General features: G+C 46.1%; 15 protein-coding genes and 1 pseudogene. 13 read left to right on the top strand and 3 right to left on the bottom strand.

The genetic code is table 11. The features are described from left to right. Window positions 1-110: 110 nt before the first annotated feature. Both QD47_RS19035 and QD47_RS19030 read left to right on the top strand, forming a co-directional pair. Window positions 111-1,577: a potassium/proton antiporter gene (locus tag QD47_RS19035; protein ID WP_044647615.1), complete on the top strand. Its 1,467-nt coding sequence runs from the start codon at window positions 111-113 to the stop codon at window positions 1,575-1,577. A 312-nt stretch (window positions 1,578-1,889) separates the two neighbouring features. After that, on the top strand, window positions 1,890-3,011 hold the full coding sequence (locus QD47_RS19030) for a phosphodiester glycosidase family protein (protein WP_044647614.1): 1,122 nt from the start codon (window positions 1,890-1,892) through the stop codon (window positions 3,009-3,011). A 72-nt stretch (window positions 3,012-3,083) separates the two neighbouring features. Here QD47_RS19030 and QD47_RS19025 read toward each other — a convergent pair whose 3' ends face one another. Then, window positions 3,084-3,623, bottom strand: a complete 540-nt coding sequence (locus tag QD47_RS19025; RefSeq protein ID WP_044647613.1) for a helix-turn-helix domain-containing protein — start codon at window positions 3,621-3,623, stop codon at window positions 3,084-3,086. A gap of 274 nt (window positions 3,624-3,897) precedes the next feature. On the opposite strand from QD47_RS19025, the gene QD47_RS19020 reads away from it, so the two are divergent. Then, the gene (locus QD47_RS19020; protein ID WP_044647612.1) at window positions 3,898-4,311 is read left to right on the top strand and encodes a DoxX family protein; all 414 of its coding nucleotides are present in this window, start codon (window positions 3,898-3,900) and stop codon (window positions 4,309-4,311) included. A gap of 48 nt (window positions 4,312-4,359) precedes the next feature. Further along, window positions 4,360-5,229, top strand: coding sequence for a VOC family protein (locus tag QD47_RS19015; protein ID WP_044647611.1), 870 nt, complete (start codon window positions 4,360-4,362; stop codon window positions 5,227-5,229). 72 nt (window positions 5,230-5,301) lie between these two features. Here QD47_RS19015 and glsA read toward each other — a convergent pair whose 3' ends face one another. Beyond that, on the bottom strand, window positions 5,302-6,240 hold the full coding sequence (gene glsA, locus QD47_RS19010) for a glutaminase A (RefSeq protein WP_044647610.1): 939 nt from the start codon (window positions 6,238-6,240) through the stop codon (window positions 5,302-5,304). Between the two features lie 137 nt (window positions 6,241-6,377). Between glsA and QD47_RS19005 the strand changes: the two genes are divergently transcribed. From QD47_RS19005 to katA, 9 genes and pseudogenes are all read left to right on the top strand, one after another. Next, window positions 6,378-6,815, top strand: coding sequence for a DUF1835 domain-containing protein (locus tag QD47_RS19005; protein WP_052646806.1), 438 nt, complete (start codon window positions 6,378-6,380; stop codon window positions 6,813-6,815). A 226-nt stretch (window positions 6,816-7,041) separates the two neighbouring features. After that, window positions 7,042-10,470 (top strand): non-ribosomal peptide synthetase, encoded by a 3,429-nt coding sequence (locus QD47_RS19000; protein ID WP_044647609.1) that lies wholly within the window; start codon window positions 7,042-7,044, stop codon window positions 10,468-10,470. Beyond that, a complete protein-coding gene (locus tag QD47_RS18995) occupies window positions 10,471-19,005 on the top strand; it encodes a non-ribosomal peptide synthetase (protein WP_044647608.1) in 8,535 nt (2,844 codons plus the stop codon). After that, on the top strand, window positions 19,002-19,883 hold the full coding sequence (locus QD47_RS18990) for a glycosyltransferase family 17 protein (RefSeq protein ID WP_044647607.1): 882 nt from the start codon (window positions 19,002-19,004) through the stop codon (window positions 19,881-19,883). Before QD47_RS18995 ends, QD47_RS18990 begins: the two co-directional genes overlap by 4 nt. Window positions 19,884-20,115: 232 nt before the next feature. Further along, window positions 20,116-21,021 carry an NUDIX hydrolase gene (locus QD47_RS18985; RefSeq protein WP_044647606.1) on the top strand — a complete coding sequence of 302 codons (906 nt, stop codon included), beginning with the start codon at window positions 20,116-20,118 and terminating at the stop codon, window positions 21,019-21,021. A gap of 29 nt (window positions 21,022-21,050) precedes the next feature. Next, on the top strand, window positions 21,051-21,533 hold the full coding sequence (locus QD47_RS18980) for an NADAR family protein (protein ID WP_044647605.1): 483 nt from the start codon (window positions 21,051-21,053) through the stop codon (window positions 21,531-21,533). A gap of 13 nt (window positions 21,534-21,546) precedes the next feature. Beyond that, window positions 21,547-22,326: pseudogene (locus QD47_RS18975) on the top strand (hypothetical protein); the annotation flags it as partial. Between the two features lie 65 nt (window positions 22,327-22,391). Further along, window positions 22,392-22,994, top strand: a complete 603-nt coding sequence (cysC, locus tag QD47_RS18970; RefSeq protein ID WP_044647604.1) for an adenylyl-sulfate kinase — start codon at window positions 22,392-22,394, stop codon at window positions 22,992-22,994. A 198-nt stretch (window positions 22,995-23,192) separates the two neighbouring features. Further along, complete coding sequence (gene katA, locus QD47_RS18965) at window positions 23,193-24,650, top strand: catalase KatA (RefSeq protein ID WP_044647621.1); 1,458 nt, start codon at window positions 23,193-23,195, stop codon at window positions 24,648-24,650. A 240-nt stretch (window positions 24,651-24,890) separates the two neighbouring features. On the opposite strand, the gene QD47_RS18960 is transcribed toward katA, so the two are convergent. Next, on the bottom strand, window positions 24,891-26,201 hold the full coding sequence (locus QD47_RS18960; RefSeq protein WP_044647603.1) for an MATE family efflux transporter: 1,311 nt from the start codon (window positions 26,199-26,201) through the stop codon (window positions 24,891-24,893). Window positions 26,202-26,407: the final 206 nt, after the last annotated feature.

The raw sequence follows: 26,407 nt of genomic DNA, 5'->3' as shown, positions 1-26,407 counted from the left end.
TTTTGATTTTATATTTTTTTTACCTAAGATTAGTATTCTGCGTGATTTGAGGGTATATAGATAAAAGGCGAAAAAATGAACATTATTTTCAGGATAGGAGAAGCCATCGTATGGAACAGACAACTGTTATTAATTTTATTGTGCTTTTGCTGTCCGGCTTGCTGCTGGTTGGCGTACTGACTACCAAATTTTCCAGTCGTTTCGGCATGCCTGCGCTCGTATTGTTTATTGCCGTCGGCATGGTGCTCAGTCAGTTTATTTATTTTGATAATGCGTTTATTACGCAATTGGTGGGGATTCTCGCGCTCATCGTTATTTTATTTGAAGGCGGGATGCAAACGAAGTTTGCAGATGTTAAGCCAGTCATTCGACCTGCGATGTCATTATCGACGCTTGGCGTCATCATTACGACGGTGGTCATTGGCGTTTGCGCCAAGTTTATTTTAGGCGTGAGCTGGATGGAATCCATGCTGTTCGGCGCTATTGTCGGATCGACGGATGCGGCAGCGGTGTTTTCTGTTTTAGGTGGTAAAAACATCAAAAAACGAATTACATCCACGCTGGAAGCGGAGTCCGGCAGTAATGATCCGATGGCCGTATTCCTCACGGTAACGTTGATTGAGCTGATACATCACCCTGAGCAATCCATTTGGGTACATATTCTACTATTTTTGTGGGAAATGGGTTTTGGTCTGGTCGTTGGTTTTGTGCTCGGACGCATAGCTGTATATGCCATTAATAAAATGAATTTTGATTCATCCGGTCTGTATCCCGTCATGGCGCTGGCATTTGCGGTCTTAACGTATGCGGCGGCATCCTTACTGGAGGCAAGCGGCTTGCTGGCGGTATATGTCATGGCCATCGTGCTGGGTAATTCGGACCTGACCTACAAGCGGTCTATTATTCATTTTAACAACGGTTTCGCCTGGATGGTGCAAATCATGATGTTCGTCCTGCTCGGACTGTTGGTTTTTCCCGATCAGTTGCTCGGCATTGCGTGGCAAAGCTTGGCGCTTTCCTTCATCCTGATGCTCGTAGCCCGTCCGATTGGCGTGTTCCTGAGCCTGCTTTTTTCCAGGTACTCTATACGCGAAATGACGCTGTTATCCTGGGCAGGACTAAGGGGAGCGGTACCGATTGTACTGGCTACCTATCCACTGCTGGATGAAATGGATGTGGGGCCGCTGTTTTTCAATGTCGTATTCTTCGTCGTGCTTACCTCGGCCATTATACAAGGTACGACCATTTCGTGGCTGGCGGTGAAACTCGGCTTAATGGACCCTAACAAAACGTCATCACCCTCGCTCTTGGAATTGGTATCTCTAGGGAAAACCACCTCGGAGATCAATCACATTCAAGTGCAGGAAGGGATGTCCATTGTGGGCAAAGCAATTCAGGACATGCAGCTTCCCGATGACATTTTGTTCACCGCTATTATTCGAGAAGAGCAAATTATAGCTCCGAGAGGCACGACGGTGATTAAGCCGGGGGATACCTTGTATGTGCTTAGTCCGAAGCTCAAGCGCCAGCAAATGAAAGAACTGTTCATGCTGCTTGAACCGGAGGTCGCACCGTAAAAGGGATTGCAACGGCAACAAAACGGGTTTCAAGCAAACGTAAATTTTAACGTAATATTCCAAACAGTCCTTCACATTAATGTGGAGGGCTGTTTTATTGTGTTCTTTTTCGGTATGATGAATCTGTTAAAAAATTGACACTATCATTCTACAAAATTAGTTTATGATATTGTCGTTAGATGTCGCTGCCGATATGTTACCCTCTGAGGATCAGAATCAGCAGCATGGCTGTCCTGAACAACAAACCCTATCAAGCTCATAAAGAACGGGGTTATATTCAAGGCAGAAGTCAGCATACAGGAGAGATGACGAATGAAACCGGAAGTCTTGCCACAGCGTGCAACAGCCCGCAGGCAGAAAAACAAAAAAAAGAAACGAAAAGGAAAATTCGGTCGCTTTATGGCGCGGCTTTTTATTGTACTACTGCTCGCAGGAGTCGGGGGCGGGGCGTGGCTGTTTTTAACGCCATCTGGCAAGGACATGCGCTACTTGGCGGCGGATACGCTGATCACAACACAACATCGTCACTGGGCAAAATATTTTATTGGTGAGGAGGAGGCGCAGAAGCGAGTGGCCGAATATTCGGCCCGTTTCGAGCAGATGGGCGAGGAGAAGGACAGACATACGATCAAGCTGCCTGATCTGACACCGACCAAGGTGCAGCAAACGCCGCTGGTTGAGGTAGAAGAGGTATCTGGTCGTAATTATCACGGCTATGTGATGACGGTGCATGACCCAACTAAAATCAGACTCGGGATTCCTGCCAAGGTAGGCAAAGGAGAAAGAGTATCCAGTATGGCAGAGCGCCTGGGAGCTGTTGCAGGCGTAAATGGCGGCGGCTTTGCCGATCCCAACTGGAATGGAAATGGCTTTAAGCCGATCGGCGTTGTTATTTCTCAGGGCCAGCTCTACTACAATGATATGGGAAAAAACGCTTCTGCCCAAATCGTAGGGATTGATAAGCAGGGGAAAATGGTGGCCGGGCATTATTCACTGTCCGAGTTATCCAAAATGAACGTGCAAGAAGCGGTTACCTTCCAGCCACGCTTGATCGTGAATGGTAAAGGTCTTATTCGCAATGCAAGCGAAGGATGGGGAATTGCTCCCCGTACGGCAATGGGGCAAAGAGCAGATGGCGCGATTATTTTTGTGACCATCGACGGTCGTCAGCCAGGTTACAGCATCGGTGCCAATTTGTATGATATGCAAAACATTTTACTTAAACACGGAGCGGTTATCGGTGCTAATCTGGATGGTGGATCATCGACCGTGCTCGTCAAGGATCATGCCATTGTAAATAAACCTTCATCTGAATACGGCGAGCGGTATTTACCGACAGCATTCCTCGTATTTGAGCATCCAGAGAACATAAGTATCCCTAACATTTGGGAAGGTATGAATCCTGGAGACATTGACGCAGCCAAGAAAAGATAGAGTTGGAATATAAAAAGCGCGTACCGCGGAAGTGAAAAATGACTTCCCGGTACGCGCCTTTTTTTGATTCTATTAAACGTCATTCTCTGCTTCGAGAAATACAGAGATCAGAATACGTGCGTTGTTTTCTCCAATGTTTTTGGCATAATGCGGAATGGCTGCTCTCCAGCTAAAGGAATCTCCTGCTTCAAGGGTAGCCGAATCCTCGCCTTGCTCCACATATACTGTGCCTTCCATAACAAAATGAATCTCATCGCCCGCATGAGCATGCTCTTCTTCCGTGGATGAGCCTGGCGGCATGTCCACCAGCATCATTTTGACGTTACCCTGCCCCCCCAAATGGTCCACCTGAAGCTTATTTTTGCCATAAATCGTTTTACGTCGCTCGTCCTTGCGAATCACCTGCATCCGTTCCTCTTCTTTGAGCAGCAGAAAAGCGAGGGGCACCTTAAGTGCATTAGCGATGCTGTCCAGTGTAGCAATGGAAGGGGAGGTTTTATTGTTTTCCACTTGACTCATAAAGCCTTGAGATAATCCGGTTCGTTCGCATATTTGCTGAATGGATAAATTTTTACGTTTACGCGCGGCGCGTATGTTGCATCCTATACCCATGGAGTGTTCCTCCTTCAAGGAAATATAATGTATACTAATTTATTATTTATCATACCAAATATTTTGTTGACAGACTATAGTTTCTTATGATAAATTCACATTACAAAATAATTATTCCTATTACTAATAATTCGAGCTTGATTCGTACTTATATAAGTTACAGCTTAGAGCAAGATCATTTTATTTTTTTTAACCAAATTATTAGTAATATAAAATAATTATTAATATGTGCTCATACGGGTGCGAAAAAAATATTCAGAATGGAGAGATAAATATGAGTTCAGCAAGCAGAAACATTTCTACAATTATGCGGGTGGCGTTGGGTATCTTGTTTTTGGCGCACGGAATTGCTAAATTTCAAATGGGGCTGGGTAATGTAGCTGGCTGGTTTTCCAGTATTGGTGTCCCAGGATTTTTAGGTTATGTCGTTGCAGTAATTGAGTTAGTCGGAGGAATTGCTTTAATTCTTGGGTTGTTTACTCGTTATGTCTCTGGACTTTTTGTTATTGTATTGATCGGAGCGATTTTCACAGCAAAATTGTCCGGTGGTTTGATGGGTAATGGGCAGGGAGCAGGTTATGAGCTGGATATTTCCTTTATTCTGGTAGCTCTGCATTTGGTATTTGCACCAACGACTCGTTTGTCACTGGATTCTTTGTTTAGCCGCCGTACCTCAACAGAACAGTAATTTATCATTAGCGTAGTCCTCCAATCCACGTAGAAAGAGGGAAATCTCATGACAGCACATATCCATGACAACACCAGAATCGGGCAGGTTTCATTAAAGGTTAGTAATTTGGAGCGCTCTATTGAATTTTATACCGAGGTTGTTGGCTTCCAACTGCTGCGTCAAACGGCGGATACCGCTGAATTGACAGTCGACGGAAAGCACCCGCTGCTAACCCTTAAGTTTATTGAAAATGCAGTTATTCTCCCGCGCCAATCCGCAGCCGGATTGTATCACTTTGCTATTCTTGTACCGAACCGCGTGGCTCTGGGCCTGTCACTGCGTAATCTGCTTGCTCATGAGATTGAAATCGGACAGGGGGACCATGATGTAAGTGAAGCTCTGTATATCCATGATCCGGATAATAACGGGATAGAGATCTATGCGGATCGTCCTCGTGATCAGTGGAAGAAAGATGCTAACGGATATTACATTATGGGAACAGATCCTGTGGATGCAGAAGGCTTGGTCGCTATTTCCGAGAACCTACCTTGGCAAGGATTGCCCGAAGGAACGGTAATTGGGCATGTTCACTTCCATGTGTCTAATTTGCTCAAGGCGCAGCAATTTTATTGCGATGTGCTCGGTTTTGATATTACATGTCGCTATGGCTCGTCTGCTATGTTCGTATCCGCAGGTGGTTACCACCACCATATGGGCTTGAATATATGGGCAGGGGAAGGGGCGCCCCCAGCTCCCGAGCATGCTGCAGGCCTGGATTATTTTGAACTGATTGTGCCGAATCCAACGGAACTGGAGGCCGTTGTCGTCCGTTTGACTGCGGCAGGATATGGAGTGGAGGAACGCGATGGTGCCAAATACGTAGCTGATCCGTTCCGCATTCATATCAAACTGGTTACCGACGGCCAAACCGTTTAACATATCAGGAAAGTAAAAGAAGAGGGTATTCCCGTAAGCCACATAGGCTGGGAATACCCTCTTATTCGTGAACTAAAACAAGCTCCAATCCAAATCCCGCGACATGGTCTCCAGCAAGTGTACACCCGCTGTACTATTGCCCATGCGGTTCAGAGAAGGCCCGACCAGTCCAATGCCATATCGTCCGGGCACCATCGTCATAATGCTGCCAGATACGCCACTTTTGGCGGGCAGTCCGACCTGAATAGCGAATTCTCCGGATGCGTCATACATGCCGCATGTGGTCATAAAGGTTTTGGCGATCTGTACATAGCGGCGGGGAACCAGCGGTACACCCGTGACCGGATCACGTCCATTGTAGGCTAATACGAGTCCCATGCGTGCCAAATCCGTACAATTCAATTTTACAGCGCAATGCCTGAAGTAAACCTCCAGCACATCCTCAACATGTCCGCGCAGAATTCCCTTTTCCATCAAGAAATAGGCAAGGGAACGGTTCAAATGGCCTGTAGCAGATTCCGAATCGTAGACATCCTGGTCATATTCCAGCTTGTCATTACGGGTAAGCAGACGGAAAAATTGCAGGACACGGGCAAACTTCTCTTCGGGACTGTTCCCACGAATCAAAGAGGACACGGCGATGGCTCCGGCATTAATAAGCGGGTTAAACGGGATGCCCGGCTCGACCAGCTCCAGCTTCAGCATGGAATTAAAACGGTCTCCGGTAGGCTCCATACCAACCTTGGAGAAGACAACATCTTCGCCATTATCCATCAAGGCCAAAATAAGCGTGAATACCTTCGAAATGCTTTGCATCGTAAAGCTTATTTCGGTATCTCCGGCTACCACGGTCTCGCCAGTTCCGTTCATCACGACAACACTCAGCGCGTCGGCTGGGGCCTTGGACAATTCGGGAATATACGCTGCCACCTTGCCATGAATATACTGATGACGGCTTTGTTCCACCCATTCCGGCAGTTTGGTCTGTAGTCTCTGCCACTCCGATGTCATTTCTTTTCCTCCAGTCGAGTAACCATCCTGTGGTACTGTTATTGTAGAGCAAGATGTGATAGCTATACGCCTATTCTAAAGATATTTCTGGTCGAAAGACAAGATATTATTGAACACAGTGAAAGGAGGCAGATGACTTGTCATCTAACAATGTACACCTACAAGAGAACCGTCACAACTGGTTGGCTGAACGAATCGTGGATTATGAATTTTTCCATTACGCGAATTGGGAGCACCGCATTGAACAGATGACGACTACTCTTACTGCAATTTCTGATGATAAGTCGATCACGATCTGGTGCGGCTCTAATGCTCACGAGCAGATCGGATTACGTTTTGCATTATACCTTTTGCAGAACAGAACTGCTCCTATCGGGGTCGTAAATGTAACAGATTCCATGGAACGGGGGCCGAGTGATCCTCTATACATGGAAAGTAAGTTTCCTCTATCCATGAATGTGGTGTATTCGAAAGAAATTGCACGGTTCATGACGCAAAATAAAGATAAAATTCATGCTTTAAGCATGGAAGATCGACAGCGACGAAGGGAAAAAGTATACTATTCTGTCACCTGATGTCATTTCTTCATCTCCAGCTAAATTCTCATTTTAATGTAAAGTTGTGATTATAGTTATCCATAAACGACTTCTACGTTCCATACATACTCTTTTTTTGGCATAAGATTATACAAAATCTTCTAATTTTTTGCTGCATTCCCTATCAGGTAGCTTCGAAAAAGATGCTTGTAGAGCAAACCTTAAATCGTATGAACGTTAATGGGAGAAGGAGATGAGGCGGAGCATGTTAAACGGTACGTTAGCGGATTACCCGCGGGATACAACGATTCATCAGTTGTTTGAGGGGGAGGCCGAGCGCACACCGGGGCAAGTGGCCGTTGTATTGGGAGACAAGCACTTGACGTATGCTGATCTGAACAAACAGTCTAATCAGCTTGCCCGGGTTCTGCGGAGCAAAGGCGTAAATAAAGGCGACCCCGTCGGGATAATAGCCGAATGCTCATTGGAAATGATCGTCGGGATTTTCGGGATTTTAAAAGCCGGGGGAGCCTATGTACCGATTGACCCGGAATACCCCAAGGAACGTATATGCTATATGCTGAAAGATTCTGGCGCAAAGCTCCTGCTAACCCGGCTACCAATTGAGCAACAAGTGGAGCTCAACGTTCCTGTAATGGATTTGTCGGACAAGCGAAATAACAGGGAAGAAACAGGGAATCTCACCTCCATTCATGGCTCAGATGCACTAGCCTGCATTATGTATACGTCAGGCTCTACGGGTGAACCGAAGGGAAACCTGACGATGCACTACAATATTACACGTGTTGTAAAAGAGACAAATTACATCCAATTCGCGGCAAAAGACCGAATCTTGCAATTGGCCAGTTTTTCGTTCGATGGTTCTACATTTGGTATTTACGGGGCACTGCTCAACGGAGCCACCCTCGTTTTGACCCCACAAGCCCAAATCATGAATGCACGTGAGCTATCGAGTGTACTGCGCACACAACAGATTACAAAATGCTTCATCACGACAGCACTTTTTAATGCATTGGTGGATATTGATCCGGATTGCTTTGCCACACTTGAAACCTTGCTATTCGGTGGTGAAAAGGTGTCGGTCAGCCATGTGCGCAAAGCATTTGCCCGTCTGGGCTCTGGCCGTTTAATTCATGTCTACGGACCGACCGAGAGTACGGTATTTGCAACGTTTTACCGGATTGATCATTTGGATGAAGCTGCAAATACCGTACCGATCGGTAAACCCATCAGCAATACGTCGGTTTACATCATGGATCATGACCAGCATCCTTTGCCACAAGGAGTTGCAGGTGAACTGTACATCGCCGGCGATGGATTAGTGAAAGGTTATTTGAACCGTCCAGAGCTGACAGAGGAAAGGTTTATTCCGTTTCCAGGGGTGCCGGGGGGCAGGTTGTACCGAACCGGAGATTGGGCAAAAGAGCAAGCGGACGGAAACATTGAATATATCGGCCGGATCGACGATCAAGTGAAAATACGGGGCTACCGAATTGAGCCAGGGGAAATTGAGGCACAGCTATTAAAAATAAAGGATATACAAGCAGCGGTTGTTATCGTGCGTGAAGATGGGAACGGACAGAAGCAACTGGGAGCGTACTTTAGGGCAAACCAAAGGCTGACGACAGATGAAATTAAAAACACGCTTTCTGCAAAGCTGCCGAATTACATGATTCCCTCTTTTTTTGTTCAATTAGAGCAGATGCCACTGACACGGAATGGAAAGCTGGATCGCAAGGTACTGTTGTCCTTTGAAGACAATGGACATACCGTGGCAGCAAACATATCTCCTGAGGCAGGGCTGGAAGCCAGGCTGATGGAAATCTGGCAGTATGTATTAGGTATTCAGCAGTTTAGTGTTGTAGACAGCTTCTTCGACCTTGGTGGACATTCTATTCATGCGCTTACGTTAATGTCAAGGATGGAGGGGGCAGGATATCATACCACTTTGACAGATATTTACCACTATAAGACGATCCGTGCGCTCGCTGCTTATCTTCAATCGGCTCAAGATAGTGAAAGAGCCTTGAAGCAGCAGGGCACCATAGAAACCAAGCAAGAGTTGATTTCCTGGCTGCACCAAGAAACAGATGGTGTGTACGATCTGGTGAAGTATCAAGTGCGGGATTTTCTTCACGAAGTGAGAGATATTCGGGTGCTTTACTTCAACTCCGTGGACAACGTTAATCCTATCATGCGGATCATGAACGGGAAAGTCGCTAAAGAACTGCAGCCGCATTATATTGTACCACTGCATCAAAAAGTAAAAATGGATAATCAATACCAGGTCATCGATGAAGAGGAGTTTGTCCAGCGTCTGGGCTTGAAAACCATGGACACGGATCAGGCGGCGAGGTTGCGCGAGCAACTGGAAGACGATTATTTAAAAAGAGATCAGTGGGTTAAAACGGGGCAAGTGGCACAAGAATATCCGCTAAGTGGAATTCAACAAATGCAAATTTCATTTCATACACCGCCGAGTATTGGCCTATTTAGGCTGGACGAGTATGTGAATTATGATTTTTTGAATCAGGCTTATGCTCAATTTGTACAAAGTCAAGGATTACTGAGAAGCATTCCTGTACAAAGAGATGAATGGACGTATTGGAGGGAATACGTACTTCCCGACGCCGATTTGCCAACACTCACCATCCTCGACGTAACGGACTGCAATCCATATGGCCCCATTATGGAAATGATAAATGACTACATGACGAATACCCGATACACGGGAGAGCGTACTTTGTTTCAGATGTTTGTGCTAAAACGAAATCTGCGTGAGCATGTTGTTATAACGCTTTACCATCATGCGATATGCGATCGGGTGACCTCGGAAGTGGCAGAACGACAGGTGCTTGCTTCCTATAGAAATCTGCTTCAAAACGAATCCCTTCCTACGGATGAAGTGAAGCCCTATATGGATTATGTAGAACAAATCCAAAGCGGACCCAGCGGAATCACTGAACAGGAATTGATATCCGACTTTCGTCTGGAAGCGTTCCAGCAAAGCAAGCAGGACCTGTTACAAACTCCGAAGCTAAGAACGAGCACAGAAGCCTATCTGTTTAACGTGAGCATCCCGGCTGAAAACCCATCCTTGGAATTTGCACTCTCTGTCTTTACAAGGGGCTTGCAAATTTATTTAGGTATGGACCAGTTGCCATTGTTATTTTTATATGATGGAAGAAGGTACGATGAGGCGACATATTATAACACGGTCGGTGAGTTTATTGATTTTGTGCCTATGCTGATGGATATGAAGCAGAACCCGGATGAAATGCTGCTGTCTGTCAGAAACAGGCTAGATTTATTAAAACGCCACACGATTAATTTTATGAACCTGCTTACAGGACCTGCCTACAAAAACAGGTGGGAACGTGCCAGAACACTTGTACAGTTTGGGAAGCAGTATGAGCAGCTAGATGTATTCATGTTTAACTATTTGGCCAATAGCGCAAAGGAAGGGTTGAAGTGTAGCCAATTTTACGATGATACGGTCATAAAGCAACCGAATCCGCTGCCGATCTATTCGCTGTTCAACTGCATCGCTTCCTCCTACACAGACGGTCTTATTTTTTCAATGCGGTGCAGTTACGAGATTGGGGTTGAGGAAGTCAGGGCTGCTTTTTATCAGGCTGCCAGTATAGCATCTCAGAAAGGGGAGGTTCAATAAGTGATCCAACCTTACTTGCCTTTATTTTCCCATCGCAGAGGGGATGCCGGACAGACTGAAGACAAAGATCAAGTCCTTTACCATATTCGTTTGGAAACAAGACAGGTCAAAACGATCATGGAGTTTGTACAGCAGCATCAGTTGGGTATGCCTTCTTTTATCGCAGCCATATGGTCTGTGCTTTTATCCCATTACGCCAATCAATATACAGTACCTGTTTTATATTCCATGTTATCAGACAGAGAGGGGACACAACGTCGTCAGGACTATCCGCTTTTTATCCATATTCAGAAGGAAGATCATCTTCTCTCCTTGATACAAAGAATAAAGGCAAATTGGGATAAGCGAGATAGCAGCAGTGAGTGGAGTGAGGATCTTTCGCAGTACATGAAAGTGGATTCCCCACCAGAAATAGATGGAGATTTTTTCAATGTGGGCATCGTAGAAACTTGTGGTGATCTCTCGCATTCAAGTTCGAGCACAAAAGCACTAGCTCCTCTATGCGGTATAAATCCGCCAGAGATTGCGCTCTGCTACCGTTATGGTTCGGAAAGATTAGAGTGCGCAATACACTATGATAGCAGGCATTTCGGTAAAAAGCAGATCGCTAATCTCGCAGGCCACTTTCAGATACTGCTGGCAAATGCACTCCATCTTCCGGAGAAAGCGGTACTCCTTCACCCCATACTGACAACGAAAGAATACGAGCAGATGCAACAATGGAATGATACGGAACAAGCATATCCTTTGGATAAAACCGTGGTTCAACTGATTGAGGAGCAGGCTGCCAGAACTCCCGATGCAATCGCATTGGAGTTTGAAGGGCAGAAGCTGACCTACTCGGAGTTAAATCAGCGGGCTAATCAAATCGGCCGCGTGATTCTAGAGTCGGTTTCCATAGGAGAGGAGAACGCTTTACAACCCGGCACGCTGATTGCCATCTTTATGGACAGAAGCGCAGATGTAATCCCGGCAATGCTAGGAGTTATGAAGGCAGGAGCCGCTTATCTTCCGGTCGATCCCCAATATCCTGGAGAACGGGTTCGATTCATTTTAGAAGATGCTCAGGCCAAGATGATTATCACGCACAGCCAACTGGTAAATAAGCTAAATCCATCTATGAATCAAATGAATATGAAAGCGCATTCGCTTATTTGTGTAGATGAATGCCTGGTGCAGCAGAACGATCATCCCGACGAGAATTTGAATATTCAGGTTAAACAGAACGACCTGGCCTATGTCATCTACACATCCGGCTCCACTGGAAATCCGAAGGGGACGCTTATTGAGCACGCCGGACTGGTTACGTTAATCCCTTACCTTGTTGAAAAGTTTCGTATTACCCCTGACTCCAGAGTTATGCAATTCGCTTCCATCAGTTTCGACGCTTCGGTCTACGAATGGATCGGAACGTTAACAGTAGGCGGGACACTTGTTGTGTTGTCGAATAAGGAGCTGCCTCCTTATGCGGATATTTCAGATGTACTCGAAGAGAAAAATATCCACATTGCCATGCTGACGCCGTCTGTGCTGCGAACCATGAAACCAAGAGAACTGCCTGAACTGCATACAATCGTATCCGCAGGAGAACCCTGTATGCCTGATATTGTGAATTATTGGGGAAGAGGACGACTGTTTGTGAACGCTTATGGACCGACCGAAGTGACGATTTTATGTTCCACCTCGGTATGCAAACCAGAGGCAGAAATCACGATTGGCAAACCCGCCTATAACAAACGATTGTTTGTATTCAATCCATTTGGTAATTCTGTGCCGGTCGGTGTTCCCGGTGAATTATGGGTGGGCGGCATAGGGCTTGCCAGAGGATACCTGAATCGTGAGGAGCTGACCCAGGAGCGTTTCGTTCACAAAGAGATGATCATCGGAAATGAGTATTCACAGCGAGAGCGGTTATATCGAACCGGGGACGTCGTGAAATGGACGCCAGATGGTGAACTGGTATTTATCGGCCGTAGTGATGAACAGATTAAAATCAGAGGCTACCGTATCGAACTGGGTGAAATAGAGCATCAGCTTCGCCAGCACCCTGACATCCATCAATGTGTCGTTCGAGCCTGGAAGGACGAGTCCTTCCATAAACTGGTGGCTTACTATACTGCATTAAAAAGGCTGACTGAGGCTGAATTGGCCCAGTATGTAGGCTCTATTTTACCTGCTTATATGGTTCCTGCTTATTTTTGTCAGCTGGATTCAATCCCCGTAAATACAAGCGGGAAAGTTGATCGTCAAGCTCTTCCCGATCCGACCACATTATTTGTCCCTGCTGAGAATGCTGCGGAAGCAGGGGAGGGCAGTTTCGAAAAGCGACTGCTTTGCATTTGGCGACAAATTTTAAAAAGAGGAGATATCGGTGTAAACGATCATTTTTACGCGGCAGGGGGAGATTCAATCCTTGCCATTCAGGTCGTCTCTATGGCCAGAGATCACGGTATGATGCTGACCCCAAGACAAGTTGCAGAGCATCCAACTATCAAGGAATTAGCCGCTGTGGTTACTTGGGCAGAACGTGAGAAGAAGGAAGATTGTATTGTTGATTTGACAGGCGAATTTGGTCTGACGCCGATCCAGCGCTGGTTTTTTGAGCAGCAGTTCAAAGAACCGCATTATTTCAATCAATCCCAGCTGTTTATACTCCGTGATTGTGACCCCGTAAAGCTGAAAACGGCCATCCAACAATTGATCCGACTCCATCCAGAGCTTTCAATGGAGATTGTAGCTGGCAAGCATGGATATACGCAGCGCTACCGAAAGGATACCACCATTCAGCTTGCCAGTCACACCATTCAGCAAATTGCTGATCCCGAATCTGAAATTTCAAGCATATGCGATGCATGGAATAGACAACTGAATTATGAGACAGGCCCGATGATTTGTGCAGGCGTAATCCAGGGTCACCCTGACGGTCAAGTCCGCTTATTTATAACGATTCATCATTTGGTTATTGATGGCGTGTCCTGGAGAATATTGGTTCAGGAATTGGATCAATTGTATCAAGGTACCGAGTTGTCTCCTGTTTCAAATCCGTACAAAAAGTGGCAGTCCGTAATGATGAATTATGCCCAAAATGAAGATACTTTAAGTCATATAGATTACTGGAAAAAAGTGCAGCTCCAAAATGCAGCATTTGTGCTGCCGGTAGACCATTGCGCGGATCATAAAATGAGCAGTGAATCTTCGGAATTGGTTACAATGCTTACCCCCGACGATACACAGCTACTCTTGTACCATTGCTCCCAGGTATATCATACCGAGATCAACGACTTGCTGCTTACAGCCTGGTCGCTGGCGCTCTCTGCTTGGTCCGGACAGGAGACGGTTGTGTTTCGGCTGGAGGGGCATGGACGTGAACACTCTGTATCCGATATGGATCTGACAAGAACAATTGGTTGGTTCACCTCGATGTTTCCGGTATGCATCCGGGTTACGGACACTCACTCCCTGGGGGCGACGATCAAATCCGTTAAAGAGCAGTTACGTTCTATTCCTCACCGTGGCATGTCATACGGTGCTTTGAGATACTGCCATCCGAACGAAGAAGTCCGTTCCGAGCTAACAGCTTCCGAGCCACAGGCTCTATTCAATTATTTGGGTCAATTCGATCAGGCAAATACGAGCGGGCTAGAGCAGTGGATAGGTTTTACACGTGAAGCAGCACAGGACCATAGCTCGCCGCTTAATCATGGAACAAGCCTGTTGGAACTTAACTGTTCCATCGTTCATGGACAACTGCATTTGTTCATGAAATATAGCAAACGTCACTATGAAGAAACGACCATTACTCAGTTGATAAATACTTTCATATCACGTTTGCTTTCTATCATCGAGCATTGCAGCCAGGCTAATTACGAAGAGTTTACACCAAGTGATTTTCCATCGGTGTCACTGGAGCAGCATTCGCTGGATCAGATCGTAAAGACCTATTCTAAGCAATATGGTCTGAATAAAATGATGCATTTAAGTCCCTTGCAGGAAGGTCTGCTATTCCATTATTTAGATCATCCATCTTCCGATCAATACTTCGTACAGGTTAGCTGGAAATACCACGGCAGGCTGGAGGTAAACCGTTACCAGGAAGCATGGAGCCACGTCATTGCTGAAAATGATTGCTTGCGGACATGTTACGTTTGGGAAGAATTGGACAAGCCCATACAATGTGTCCTTCGAAAAGTAGAATTGGATTGGACTTTTTTGGATTTTAGAACAGAGTCTCCAGATCGGCAACAGAAGTATATCGAACAATGGGCAACGTCGGATCGTAATCGGTGTTTCGATCTGCATCAGCCTGCGTACCGCATAACACTGATTCAGACTACCCCAGAGGAATGGACAATGATCTGGAGTTACCACCATATTTTGCTGGACGGTTGGAGCCTGCCGCTGCTGCTGAATCGGGTTCATGAAATCTATGATTGCAGCTTAAAAGGCATGGTGCCGCAGCATAGCCTATCCCGCTCTTTTGAGACTTACATTCGTTGGCTGAACAATAAAGATCGAACAGAAGCTGAGTCATTCTGGAAAGATTATTTGTCCGACCTAACGGAGCCAACCCTCCTGCCGATGGGGAAGAGAGGCATGCTTCCTGATGTGCATCAACCGATTGAGAAGCAACAGATTGAGACCATTCATATCGATTCAAGCATGACCAAGTGCATGGCGGCATTTGTACAACAAGCGCAAATTTCACTAAACACCTTGGTGCAGTTCGCTTGGGGGAAAGTGCTGCAAGTCTATCATGATGCAGATGTAACCGTATTCGGCATGATCGTGTCCGGTAGAGGATCCGATCTGTCAAAAGCGGACCACATTACGGGCCTGTTGATCAATACGCTTCCTCTGGTTATGCATTGGAATGTGGAACAGACCATTACCGAATATGTTAAGGAGCTTCACCAAACGATTCAAAAGCTGAACGATTACTGCTATGTGAGCCTGAACGAACTGAAGGGCTGGAGTGCCATCCAAGGACATACATTTTTTCACAGCATCGTGGCCTTCGAAAATTATATGAACGACTACCGTCAGCCAGAACATGGGTTGGAGATGTCAGCTATGAAGGAACGAGAGAAAACCAATTACCCGATGACTATCACCATTGCCAATGACGGGGAACAGATCACTCTCAAGTTGATTTACGATGCAGATCGCTTAAAGCAAGCAACGGTTTGTCGCCTAGCTGAGCATCTGCTAAATACACTGCAATATGCACTGGAATACCCGGATCGCGCGGTTGGAGACGTTAGTTTAATAGACAAGGATGAATATGATCGAGTCGTCTACGATTGGAACAATACGTATACAAAGTACCCTAGGGAGAGTTCCATTGTTGACTTGTTCCATGAACAAGCGAAGCTACGCCCTTCACAGCCCGCTGTAATTGAGCACAACCAGGTAATGTCTTACCACGCCCTCAACCAAATGTCCCAGTACATGGCCAATAAGCTAACGGATGATACCGACAGTCATGGGAAGTTTATCGGGGTTTACTTGCCGCGCTCTCTCGAATTCATTGTCTCCATCCTGGCGATCATGAAAGCGGGATGTGCCTATGTTCCCATAGATCCCGATTTTCCGGCAGAAAGAACGCGCGAATTGATCAAGGATGCCAGACTGGACACCATCATCACCTCACAGAAAGGGGCAGAAAGTATCTCGGAAGCCTGTAAGGGAATCCGTTTAACACTGATTTATACGGAGCATATTGACCAGTCTGGAGTTGTACCACAAGAAGAGAAGGAGAACATGAATGCTCCCAGCGACCTTGCTTACCTGATGTATACATCCGGCTCGACGGGAAAACCCAAAGGCGTGATGGTAGAACATCGCAATGTCGTCCGCTTGGTCAAAAACACCAGCTACTTCCCGTTTTCCTCTGACATCAGGTTGCTCTATACGGGTTCGCCTGTTTTTGACGCTTCTACGTTTGAAATTTGGGGAACATTGCTGAATGGAGGCCATCTGTATGTAGTTTCAAAAGATGATCTTCTAAATATCCATATGCTAGAGCATCGAATGAAGGAGTGGAAAATTAATACACTATGGCTAAGTTCCGCATTGTGCAATCAATGGATTGAAGAAAATGAAAAGATGTTTGCTGGGCTCAAATGGCTGGCTGTAGGTGGGGAAGCTTTATCGGTTAAACATATAAATCGTATCCGGCTTGCCTATCCAGAGCTTTCGATTCTCAATGTATATGGTCCAACGGAGAACACCACGTTTTCGACGAGCTACCGGATCGAAGAGCCTTTTGAGCAGGATATACCCATTGGCAGGCCCATTAGTAATTCAACTTGTTATATTCTGGACAAACGGGGCTGTGTCCAGCCTGTCGGAGCAGTCGGGGAATTATATGTGGGAGGAGACGGGGTTGCAAGGGGATATTGGCTGCAAAACCAGCTGACACAGCAAGCGTTTACTCCAAATCCATATACTTCTGCCAAAGATCGTGAAAGAGGAGTAAATCCAGTTCTCTACCGCACAGGAGATCGGGCGAGATGGATGCCGGACGGTAATATCGAATATATTGGACGGGTTGACGATCAGGTGAAGCTTCGCGGCTATCGAATCGAACCCGGAGAAGTCGAGTTCCGTCTTGGCGGCTACCCTGTCGTGAAAGATTGTCTGGTCGTTGCCCGCGAGCTTCACGGGGATATGCGGCTGATCGCTTACTATACAGCGGAAAAGGAAGAGCGGGAGGAACAGCTTCATACTTTTATGGCTGACGGTCTTCCATCTTATATGCTACCCTCTCGTTACGTTTGGCTGAAGACGTTCCCATTAACGGTCAACGGGAAAATCGATCGTAAAAAGCTTCCTTTGCCAGAAATCCATAGGGGCGATAAAAAATCAAATTCTGGACCAAAAACCGAATTGGAACAAATAATAGAAGAGATTTGGGGCAGGGTTCTGAAGCTTGATCACATCCGCAAGGATGAAGATTTTCACGCGTTGGGAGGACATTCGCTTTCTGCGCTGCGTATAGCCAGCCTACTACAAAAAAATGGTTATTCGGTTACAGTCAACCAGATATTTCGCGAGCAGACGATCGAACGCTTGGCCCTTTCATTGAGCAGGGGAGTGGCGGATACAGCCACTGTTATTAGTCCGAATATGGATATCCCAACTATTCAGTCTACAACAAAAGTATACCCGGATGATGGATTTCCGCTGTCTGCCGTACAAAAACGTTTTTTTCAAAGAGATCTGGCAAATCGCAACATGTTTAATGTGCCTTACCTGGCTCTGCTCAAGAAATATATTCCCAGAGAATTGCTGAACGCTTCGCTGGAGGTACTATTGAACAAACATGCGGCCCTACGGCTGTCATTTGCTCAACTGGATCATGATGATTGGTATCAGTATGAGCAGAAAATGAGTGTGGAACAGGTTGTTTCTTACGTGCAGCTGCAAGCGATCCCAGGGTCACATGATACCTACATTTCGGAATACTGCGCGAAGGTTCAGCATGAATTTGACATCGAGGAGGGCCCTTTATGGAAGGTCGTGCTGTTTGATCACTATTGCGAAGAGAGACGGCAGGTGATATTGCTCCTGTTCCATCATTTAATTTTTGACGGCATATCCATAAACATTTTTTTAGAGGATTTGAAGCATCTTCTCTTGCCGGGAATGGGGAGTGATTTGGCGTTACATGGGGAGGAGGAAAGCAGTTATCGGGATTGGTGCATGGCGTTGACACAATATGCGGCGAAAGACGTTTCTTCTAAAGCATCAATCTACTGGAGAAAGGTTGTAGAAGGTGGTGAGTCTTTACAGGTCGACAGGGATTCGGAGATCCAGCCTCTCCACCGCCATATGACAACAATAACGCAAGATTTGCTTGAAGGAGAGGAACATATTAGTCTTTTAAAAGAATTGGCTGTGAAGCAGCATACTACACCGCTCAGCATGATACTAACAGCATTGTCACAGGCTTGCTACCAATTGAAAAAGCAATCCGATTTGCTGCTGCATGTGATGTCTTATCAACGCGAGTCTTTTTTACCGGGGGTTGTGATTGATCGTACGATCGGTTTTTTTGCCGGAGCTTATCCCATTCGAATCCAGATTCCCGAAGAGGAGCCGTCAAGGAATTGGGCAATCCTTCCTGAACATGTCAAACACACGTTGCAGCATATTCCATCTGAAGGACTGGATTACTTTATTTTACGATATATGATACAGGATACTTATCCCAATATGGTGTCACTAAAAGACGAAACACACATGCTTTTCCATTACCAATCAGAGGAAATAAATGGGCTAGCCGACGATTTTTATGAGCCTTTGGCTGTTCCTTTCGGAAATACCAATGCAGCCGACAATCCCTCCGCCTACTGGTTAAATATGACGGCAAGCTTAAAACACGACAGATTAAGTTTAACCTGCTATTACAGTTCACTGCACTATGAAGACCAGACCATCGCCGAGCTTGTACGTTTAATTTCCGGGCATCTTTGCCGCAGTATCAATGTTCATCCGTACACTACGATAGTAGAGGGGAGCTTCCAGTTATGAAAATATACGAATTTTGTCCTTTTTTTAATGAAAATCGGATTGCAGATATTAAAATAAGAGAAAATGACCGCTGGATTGACGAGCTACATGTGGTCGAAGCTAACAAGACTTTCAGTTATTTAGATAAGCCACGCAACTTCAATTCAAATTATCTTGGCTCGAAGGTGATTCATCATCCATTTTATGCTGATGATCTGTTTCGTGAACCCGTGAAGCATCAATTGTATTTTGATGTGACTACCTGTGGTGCGGATCACTTTGACCGTTGGTATTGGCGTCTGCTCAGCTACAACAGCGCATTTCATAATGAGGCTTGTCAAAGAAACAGGAGTACCTCTATCTTGCGGGATAGGGTCGAAGATGATGATGTGATCATTCTGGCTGACTTCGATGAGATCATTGATAGTCGGATGGCGGATCGGATTGTTTCGGAAGTGAAGAAACACCAGATTATTACAATTAAAATGCACTATTCCGTATTCTTTCTGAATCTTTTTTGCCAATCTAATCACGGTGCTCCTCATTGGAGCTATCGTGTGTTCGCGATGACGGGTCGTTACTTCAAAAGTATGCCTTTCTCATCGGACTATCTCAGGAAGAAGGGGATTGCCGAAGCGTTGTATCATGACATCTATTGCTTGGAAGAACCAGCCGGATTCCATCATTCATGGCTTGAATATCAGAAAACCGCGCTTCCCAAGTTGCAGGCATTTGCCGCCAATGTAGAGGATAAAAGTATATTGAATGCAGATTATATTGATCAATGCTTAAACGATAAAAAACTGTACTATATCGACACTGAACTTTATGTTGACAACTCAAAATCGTTTTTGAGCAGTCTTCAAGAAGTTGAAACGAATGATCTTTGGTATGAATAAAGAAGGCTTTACTTAGCTTGTCGAGAAACCCAGTCTATACAAGACCAGGGTTTCCTTTTGTTTTTTTGAGACATAGGATTGCTGTTGACGAAGCATGATTTATATATTACTCTATTGATATTAACATTTTGTTTTTATCAATTAGATAAAATAAAAAATATTTAGATAGACTGTTTTTGCTGCTTGATTTAGAAACAACTATTACCCATATATAAACAGGTAGGTGACGCAAGTGACAGATATATCGAAGCACAATCATAACGGTTTGACGGAGGAACAATTTTTGGCTGTATATGATGCCAATCAGTATGAGCGTCCATCGGTAACGGTGGATATGCTGCTTTTTACCGTGATGGATCAGCTCCAGCACAATTACCGCAAGCTGCCGGAGAAGACACTCCAACTACTTCTGATCCAGAGGGGAGAGCATCCGTTTCTGGGTCAATGGGCATTGCCAGGCGGCTTTGTAGGGATGGATGAAAGCCTGGAAGAGGCTGCACGACGTGAGCTTAAGACTGAAACGAATGTAGACCGGATTTATATGGAGCAGCTATATACATGGGGAGATGTGGCACGTGATCCACGAACGCGGGTCATCAGCTGCGCTTACATGGCACTGGTAGATCATGATTCACTGGAGATACACGCCGGAGATGATGCTGCGGATGCCCAATGGTTTGAGCTGGACTACAGTGTGGCTCAGGAGACACGGACGAATCAGCCGGACGGTTACAGATGGGAACAAAACATTGACATTACATTGAAGCATGGGGACATTCACCTGTCAGCCAAAGTAAAAGTGACTGAAATTCTCAAGGGAAAGACCATTGAGGTCAAGCGAGAAGTGCTGGAATCACAGGGGATTGCTTTTGACCATGCCCAAATTATTGTGTACGGCATCGAGCGTTTGCGCAGCAAAATAGAATATACAGATATTGCTTTTCACCTGATGCCATCCCTGTTTACATTGAGTGAGCTTCAACAGGTATATGAAATAATTCTGGGTAAGGAACTGTTGGCGGCAGCCTTCCGTCGCAAAATAGCTGAACTTGTGGAAGAGACGAATGAATATAGAAAGGCGGCCGGACATCGTCCGTCCAAGTTATACCGTTTCAAGCCCCGTTCGCGTTTTATGTAGCAGGAAGTAATATGAAATGAGGAATTAACGTGGAAAAGTTTACATTTTTTTATCGCAGTCAGTCGCCATTTTCACAATGGTACCCCTCTGTGTTTATCGTGGATGGATTGGAATTCAACTGTGCGGAGCAATATATGATGTTTAAAAAAGCTGAGCTTTTTGGAGATGAAGAGGCGGGCAGTAAAATTGTGCAAGCCCCTACTCCTCGGGAGCAAAAAGCACGTGGCCGTAGTGTGCGCGGATTTGATCAATCCTTGTGGGAGGCGAATTGCCGACAATTTGTGTATGACGGCAACTACGCCAAATTTACGCAAAATCCGAATTTGCTTAAGCACCTGCTCAAAACGAAAGGAACTACACTGGTTGAGGCCAGTCCGACGGACACGATTTGGGGGGTAGGATTGGCTGAAAATGATGCCCGCATACGGAACCGCAAATCATGGCGAGGCACCAATTGGCTTGGAGAAATATTGACGAAACTACGTGAGGATGTACTGCAAAAGGAGGAATAGCCATTCATGAAACATACAATGGACACCCGGAGCAACCGGGATATTCGATCACATATGGCGCAGGAAACGTTATCTATTTTGGAGAGCGGAGGAAAAGATTTTTCTATTAAAAGGCGCATTAGAGTCTTCTCGGCTGACGCAACAGACGATTCATGAGAAGATGGAAGTTACGGGAGAAAGCACATTGGAGGCGGCGTATAGGCTCCAGGTTTCGGAGAAGCTGGAGCACGTGGCGTGTCTGAATTTTGCATCAGCCAAAAATCCGGGTGGCGGATTTCTCGGAGGCAGTCAGGCACAAGAGGAAAGCCTGGCTCGATCGTCAGCATTGTATCCTTGTATTTTACAAATGGAAGAAATGTACCAGCACAATCGGAAGCTGCGAAGCTGTTTTTATTCGGATTATATGATTTATTCGCCTGATGTGCCGGTATTTCGGGATGATCAGGGAATGCAGCTGGAGAAGCCGTACCTAGTCGCTTTTCTGACCGCACCTGCTGTTAATGCTGGAGTCGTGCGAGAACGGGAGCCAGAGCAGGTAAATCGGATTGGCGAAGTGATGCTGGAGCGAATCCGTTACATACTCAGTTTGGCTGCGCAAAACGGGGTAGAGCATCTTGTGCTGGGAGCCTATGGCTGTGGGGTATTCCGCAATAAGCCGGAAGAGGTTGCCGTCTGGTTCAAGCAAGTGCTTGTAGATGAAGGATATGGATTGTTGTTTGACCGGATTGTTTTTGCGGTGCTGGATCATACAGCAGGACAGCGTACCTTGAACGCCTTTAAATACGGCCTTTCCTAAAGCTGGGGGACGTGTTTCAAAAACCATATACAGTGATAAGTTATGAAAAAGGAGAGTGCTGAATGAATCCAAATGAGAACGTCACCTGGCATGTGTCAGACGTTGACAAGCAAGCGCGTCAGCTTCTGAATGGGCATAAAAGCCCGGTACTTTGGTTTACGGGGCTGTCTGGCTCGGGAAAATCAACGGTATCCTCCACACTGGAAAAAGCACTATTTGCACGAGGCATACACACGTTTATTTTGGATGGGGATAATGTTCGGCATGGTCTAAATCGCAATCTGGGTTTCCTGCCCGCTGACCGCAAAGAAAACATTCGTCGTATTGCTGAAGTAGCGAAGCTGATGTCACATGCGGGAGTGCTGACGATTTGTGCTACGATCTCTCCTTATCGTGAGGATCGTGAAATGGTAAAGGATATCTTGCAGCAGGAAGGCTGTTATGAAATCTATATCCAGTGCAGTCTGGAGGAATGCGAGCGACGTGATCCCAAAGGCATGTACAAGAAGGCAAGAGCCGGAGAAATACGCCATTTTACTGGTATTGATGCGCCTTACGAGGCACCTTTGGAGCCTGAACTCATCGTATCCACTGAAGGCCGGGAGATTGGCCAGTCGGTTCAGGATATACTGGATTTTCTCGATAGGGAATCATTGTTGCTCTAATCTTCGCCAAACCTTTTTCAAATCTTCCTGAAATCTTCATTATCTAAAATGGAATTCATGTTTAAATAGAATAGACCTCTCGATCTTGAAGCCGTCTGAAATTTCCCCCTAGTTTTTTCAGATGTTCGGCGCTAGAGGCGGGAGGTTTTTTGTTTACAGCACATAACCAACCAATTCATTCAAGAGGTGATTTCAATGATGAATAAACAACCAACCAACCTGACTACCAGCTGGGGCGCTCCTGTCGGTGATAATCAAAATTCTATAACGGCTGGATCACGCGGACCTATATTGATTCAGGATGTGCATCTACTGGAAAAGCTTGCGCATTTTAACCGGGAACGTGTGCCGGAGCGTGTGGTTCATGCCAAGGGCGCAGGGGCGCACGGCTATTTTGAAGTCACTAAGGATTTATCTGCCTATACAAAAGCAAGCTTTTTATCTGAGGTAGGCAAGCGCACACCGATGTTTATCCGTTTTTCTACGGTTGCCGGTGAGCAAGGCTCGTCTGATACGGTACGCGACCCGCGTGGTTTTGCGGTGAAGTTTTATACCGAGGAAGGCAACTACGATCTCGTAGGTAACAACACACCCGTATTTTTCATCCGGGATGCTATCAAATTTCCGGACTTTATTCATACGCAAAAACGTCACCCCCAAACTCATCTGAAAAACCCTAATGCCGTTTGGGATTTCTGGTCCTTATCTCCTGAATCGCTGCATCAAGTAAGTATTCTGATGTCCGATCGCGGCATTCCCGCTACACTCAGACATATGCATGGATTCGGTAGCCACACGTTCAAGTGGGTCAATGCCGAAGGGCAGGCGGTATGGGTGAAATATCATTTTAAAACAGAGCAAGGCGTTCAAAATCTCGATGTAGAGCTGGCTGCCAAAATTGCCGGTGAACACCCGGATTATCATACCGAAGATCTGTTTAATGCCATTGACAAGGGTGATTTCCCTGCATGGAGGCTTCATGTGCAAATTATGCCTGTGGAGGATGCGGACACATACCGCTTTGATCCATTTGATGTGACGAAAGTATGGTCGCAAAAGGATTACCCGCTGATCGAGCTGGGACGCATGGTATTAAATCGCAATCCTGAGAATTATTTTGCAGAAGTAGAGCAAGCAACGTTCTCTCCGGGTTCGTTCGTTCCAGGTATTGAAGCATCTCCGGATAAAATGCTGCAAGGACGCCTGTTTGCCTACGGAGACGCACATCGCTACCGTGTAGGCGCAAATCACAATTCATTACCGATCAATCGACCACATGCGGAAGTACACAACTATCAACGTGATGGTGCATTGCGTAGTGACGACAATGGTGGCAGATCGGTCTATTATGAGCCTAATAGCCTCGGTGGGCCGAAAGAGTCTCCAGCGCACAACATCGCTCCTTTTGAAGTGAGTGGAGAAGCACAAAGTGTGGGTTATGATCATCATGATCACTATACTCAACCGGGCGATCTGTACCGCTTGCTCAGCGAAGAAGAACGGGCGCGTCTGGTACAAAACATCGTGGGTGCGATGAAGCCGGTGGAAAGTGATGAAATCAAGCTGCGTCAGATTGGACATTTCTACAAGGCTGATCCTGAGTACGGACGCCGTGTAGCCGAAGGTTTGGGCTTGACCGTTCCTCAAGGCGAGTAGAGGTGTCTGCAACTCCCACACACAAATAACCTTAATTAATTAAAAAGGATGTCCCAACGCCATCATATAGATGGTTGATGGGACATCCTTTGCTTTTGAGTACGATGTAAAGCGGGTGTTTGTGGTGGACGCTCCGCGAACGGAACGTTGCTCCAAACGCTGTTGTCTCCAGATTTATTGAATTACACTCAGCGGTGTAAATCTGGAGACACCGGCGACATCCTCCAGCACTATAAATTGCTATATCCTCTGCAACCGAGGCAAATAGATCACAAGAAACAGCGACCGCCCTAAAGCAAATACGATGAACGAGAGCCAAAGCCCATGATTCCCATAGTGGGGAACGCACCAGAACAGCGCGATCAAAAAGAAGACCAGTGAAATGAGCATGGAATTACGGATCGGGTACGTCACCGTCATGCCTGTAAATACACCGTAGAATACCAGCCCCAGTCCGGCGGCCAGTGGAAAGGCGACTAACCAAGCGTTATATGGACCCGTAAGGCTGATCACGGTAGCGTTATCGGTAAACAGACGGATAAGCGGCTCCTTCAATGCAAAATACAGCCCACCCATCAGCACACTAGTTACAATCGTCCAGAACCAGGATAAATGAATAACTCTTTGCAGCATTTTTGGATCCCTTGCACCCCGGGCCTGACCCGTCATAATGCTGCTGGCGTTGGCAAATCCGTCAAAACAGTAAGCCATAAGGTAGTGGATTTGCAGCAAAATAGCGTTCGCCGCAAGCTGATCGGTTCCAAAACTTGCACTGCGCGATGTAAACAGATTAAACATCGTCAGCAGACAGGCTGTGCGGATCATAAGGTCCAGGTTCGTAGCCATAACGCTTTTCAGCTCTGAAGCTCCAAACCACCCCCGCCAATCCCGCTGTCCGCTACGCTTCCATTCTTTCCAGACCGACGAACGAAGCACCAGCACAAAACCAAGTACACATGCGAGGACCTCAGCATTCAGAGTAGCGCCAGCTACACCAGCTACATCCCATTGTATGATTTGTGTGAATACAATAGCCAGCACCATATTGATAACATTCATGGAAATTTGCAAAAGCAGTGTCGCCTTTACGCGAGACAATCCCATTAGCCAGCCGAGCAGTACATAGTTCACCAGCGTGAGGGGCGCTCCCCAAATACGAATGTTAAAATAAATCGATGCCTGCGCCGCCACATCCTCAGCAGGATGGATAAGCTGGAGGGAGGCTAGCAGGATCGGCTTTTGCAGCAGAATGAACAACGCACCGATCACCAAAGCAATCCCCATCGGACGCATGAGGGCGGCTATACCCTGGTCGTTATTTTTAGCCCCGGCCGCCTGTGCGGTAAAAGCCGATGTGCTGACGCGCAGAAAGCCAAACAGCCAATATAAAGTATTGAAAATAAGAGTACCTACTGCCACACCGCCCAAATAGGCAGAATGGCTCAAATGACCGATTACCGCAGTATCTACCGCACCGAGTAGCGGGGTCGTAATCGTTGAGATAATTAAAGGAATGGCTAAAGCAAGATAAGCTCGGTGGGAAGGCAACATGTTGAAAAAACCTCCAGTTACGGTTGTATATGTATTCAGATGACACTTTTATCTTAGGGTGCGTTTACAGCAAATATCTTATTGCACGTAAACGTAACTTTTACATTTTTCATAAAGGATATCGTAACCAATCGGTGAAGCTTTGTAAATATGTAATCGTATGATTATGTATATAAATTTATAATAAGAAAGGCTGCTTGACCGTC

The sequence above is a fragment of the Paenibacillus terrae genome, from assembly GCF_000943545.1.
Taxonomy (GTDB): domain Bacteria; phylum Bacillota; class Bacilli; order Paenibacillales; family Paenibacillaceae; genus Paenibacillus; species Paenibacillus terrae_A.
Note: the sequence above shows the minus strand (reverse complement) of the source record. Positions and strands in the feature narration are given on the sequence as shown.

Bases quoted from the DNA above. Each gene is read 5' to 3' on its own strand.
- QD47_RS19035 (WP_044647615.1), top strand. From the start codon at position 111: ATGGAACAGACAACTGTTATTAATTTTATTGTGCTTTTGCTGTCCGGC.
- QD47_RS19030 (WP_044647614.1), top strand. From the start codon at position 1,890: ATGAAACCGGAAGTCTTGCCACAGCGTGCAACAGCCCGCAGGCAGAAA.
- QD47_RS19025 (WP_044647613.1), bottom strand. From the start codon at position 3,623: ATGGGTATAGGATGCAACATACGCGCCGCGCGTAAACGTAAAAATTTA.
- QD47_RS19020 (WP_044647612.1), top strand. From the start codon at position 3,898: ATGAGTTCAGCAAGCAGAAACATTTCTACAATTATGCGGGTGGCGTTG.
- QD47_RS19015 (WP_044647611.1), top strand. From the start codon at position 4,360: ATGACAGCACATATCCATGACAACACCAGAATCGGGCAGGTTTCATTA.
- glsA (WP_044647610.1), bottom strand. From the start codon at position 6,240: ATGACATCGGAGTGGCAGAGACTACAGACCAAACTGCCGGAATGGGTG.
- QD47_RS19000 (WP_044647609.1), top strand. From the start codon at position 7,042: ATGTTAAACGGTACGTTAGCGGATTACCCGCGGGATACAACGATTCAT.
- QD47_RS18990 (WP_044647607.1), top strand. From the start codon at position 19,002: ATGAAAATATACGAATTTTGTCCTTTTTTTAATGAAAATCGGATTGCA.
- cysC (WP_044647604.1), top strand. From the start codon at position 22,392: ATGAATCCAAATGAGAACGTCACCTGGCATGTGTCAGACGTTGACAAG.
- katA (WP_044647621.1), top strand. From the start codon at position 23,193: ATGAATAAACAACCAACCAACCTGACTACCAGCTGGGGCGCTCCTGTC.
- QD47_RS18960 (WP_044647603.1), bottom strand. From the start codon at position 26,201: ATGTTGCCTTCCCACCGAGCTTATCTTGCTTTAGCCATTCCTTTAATT.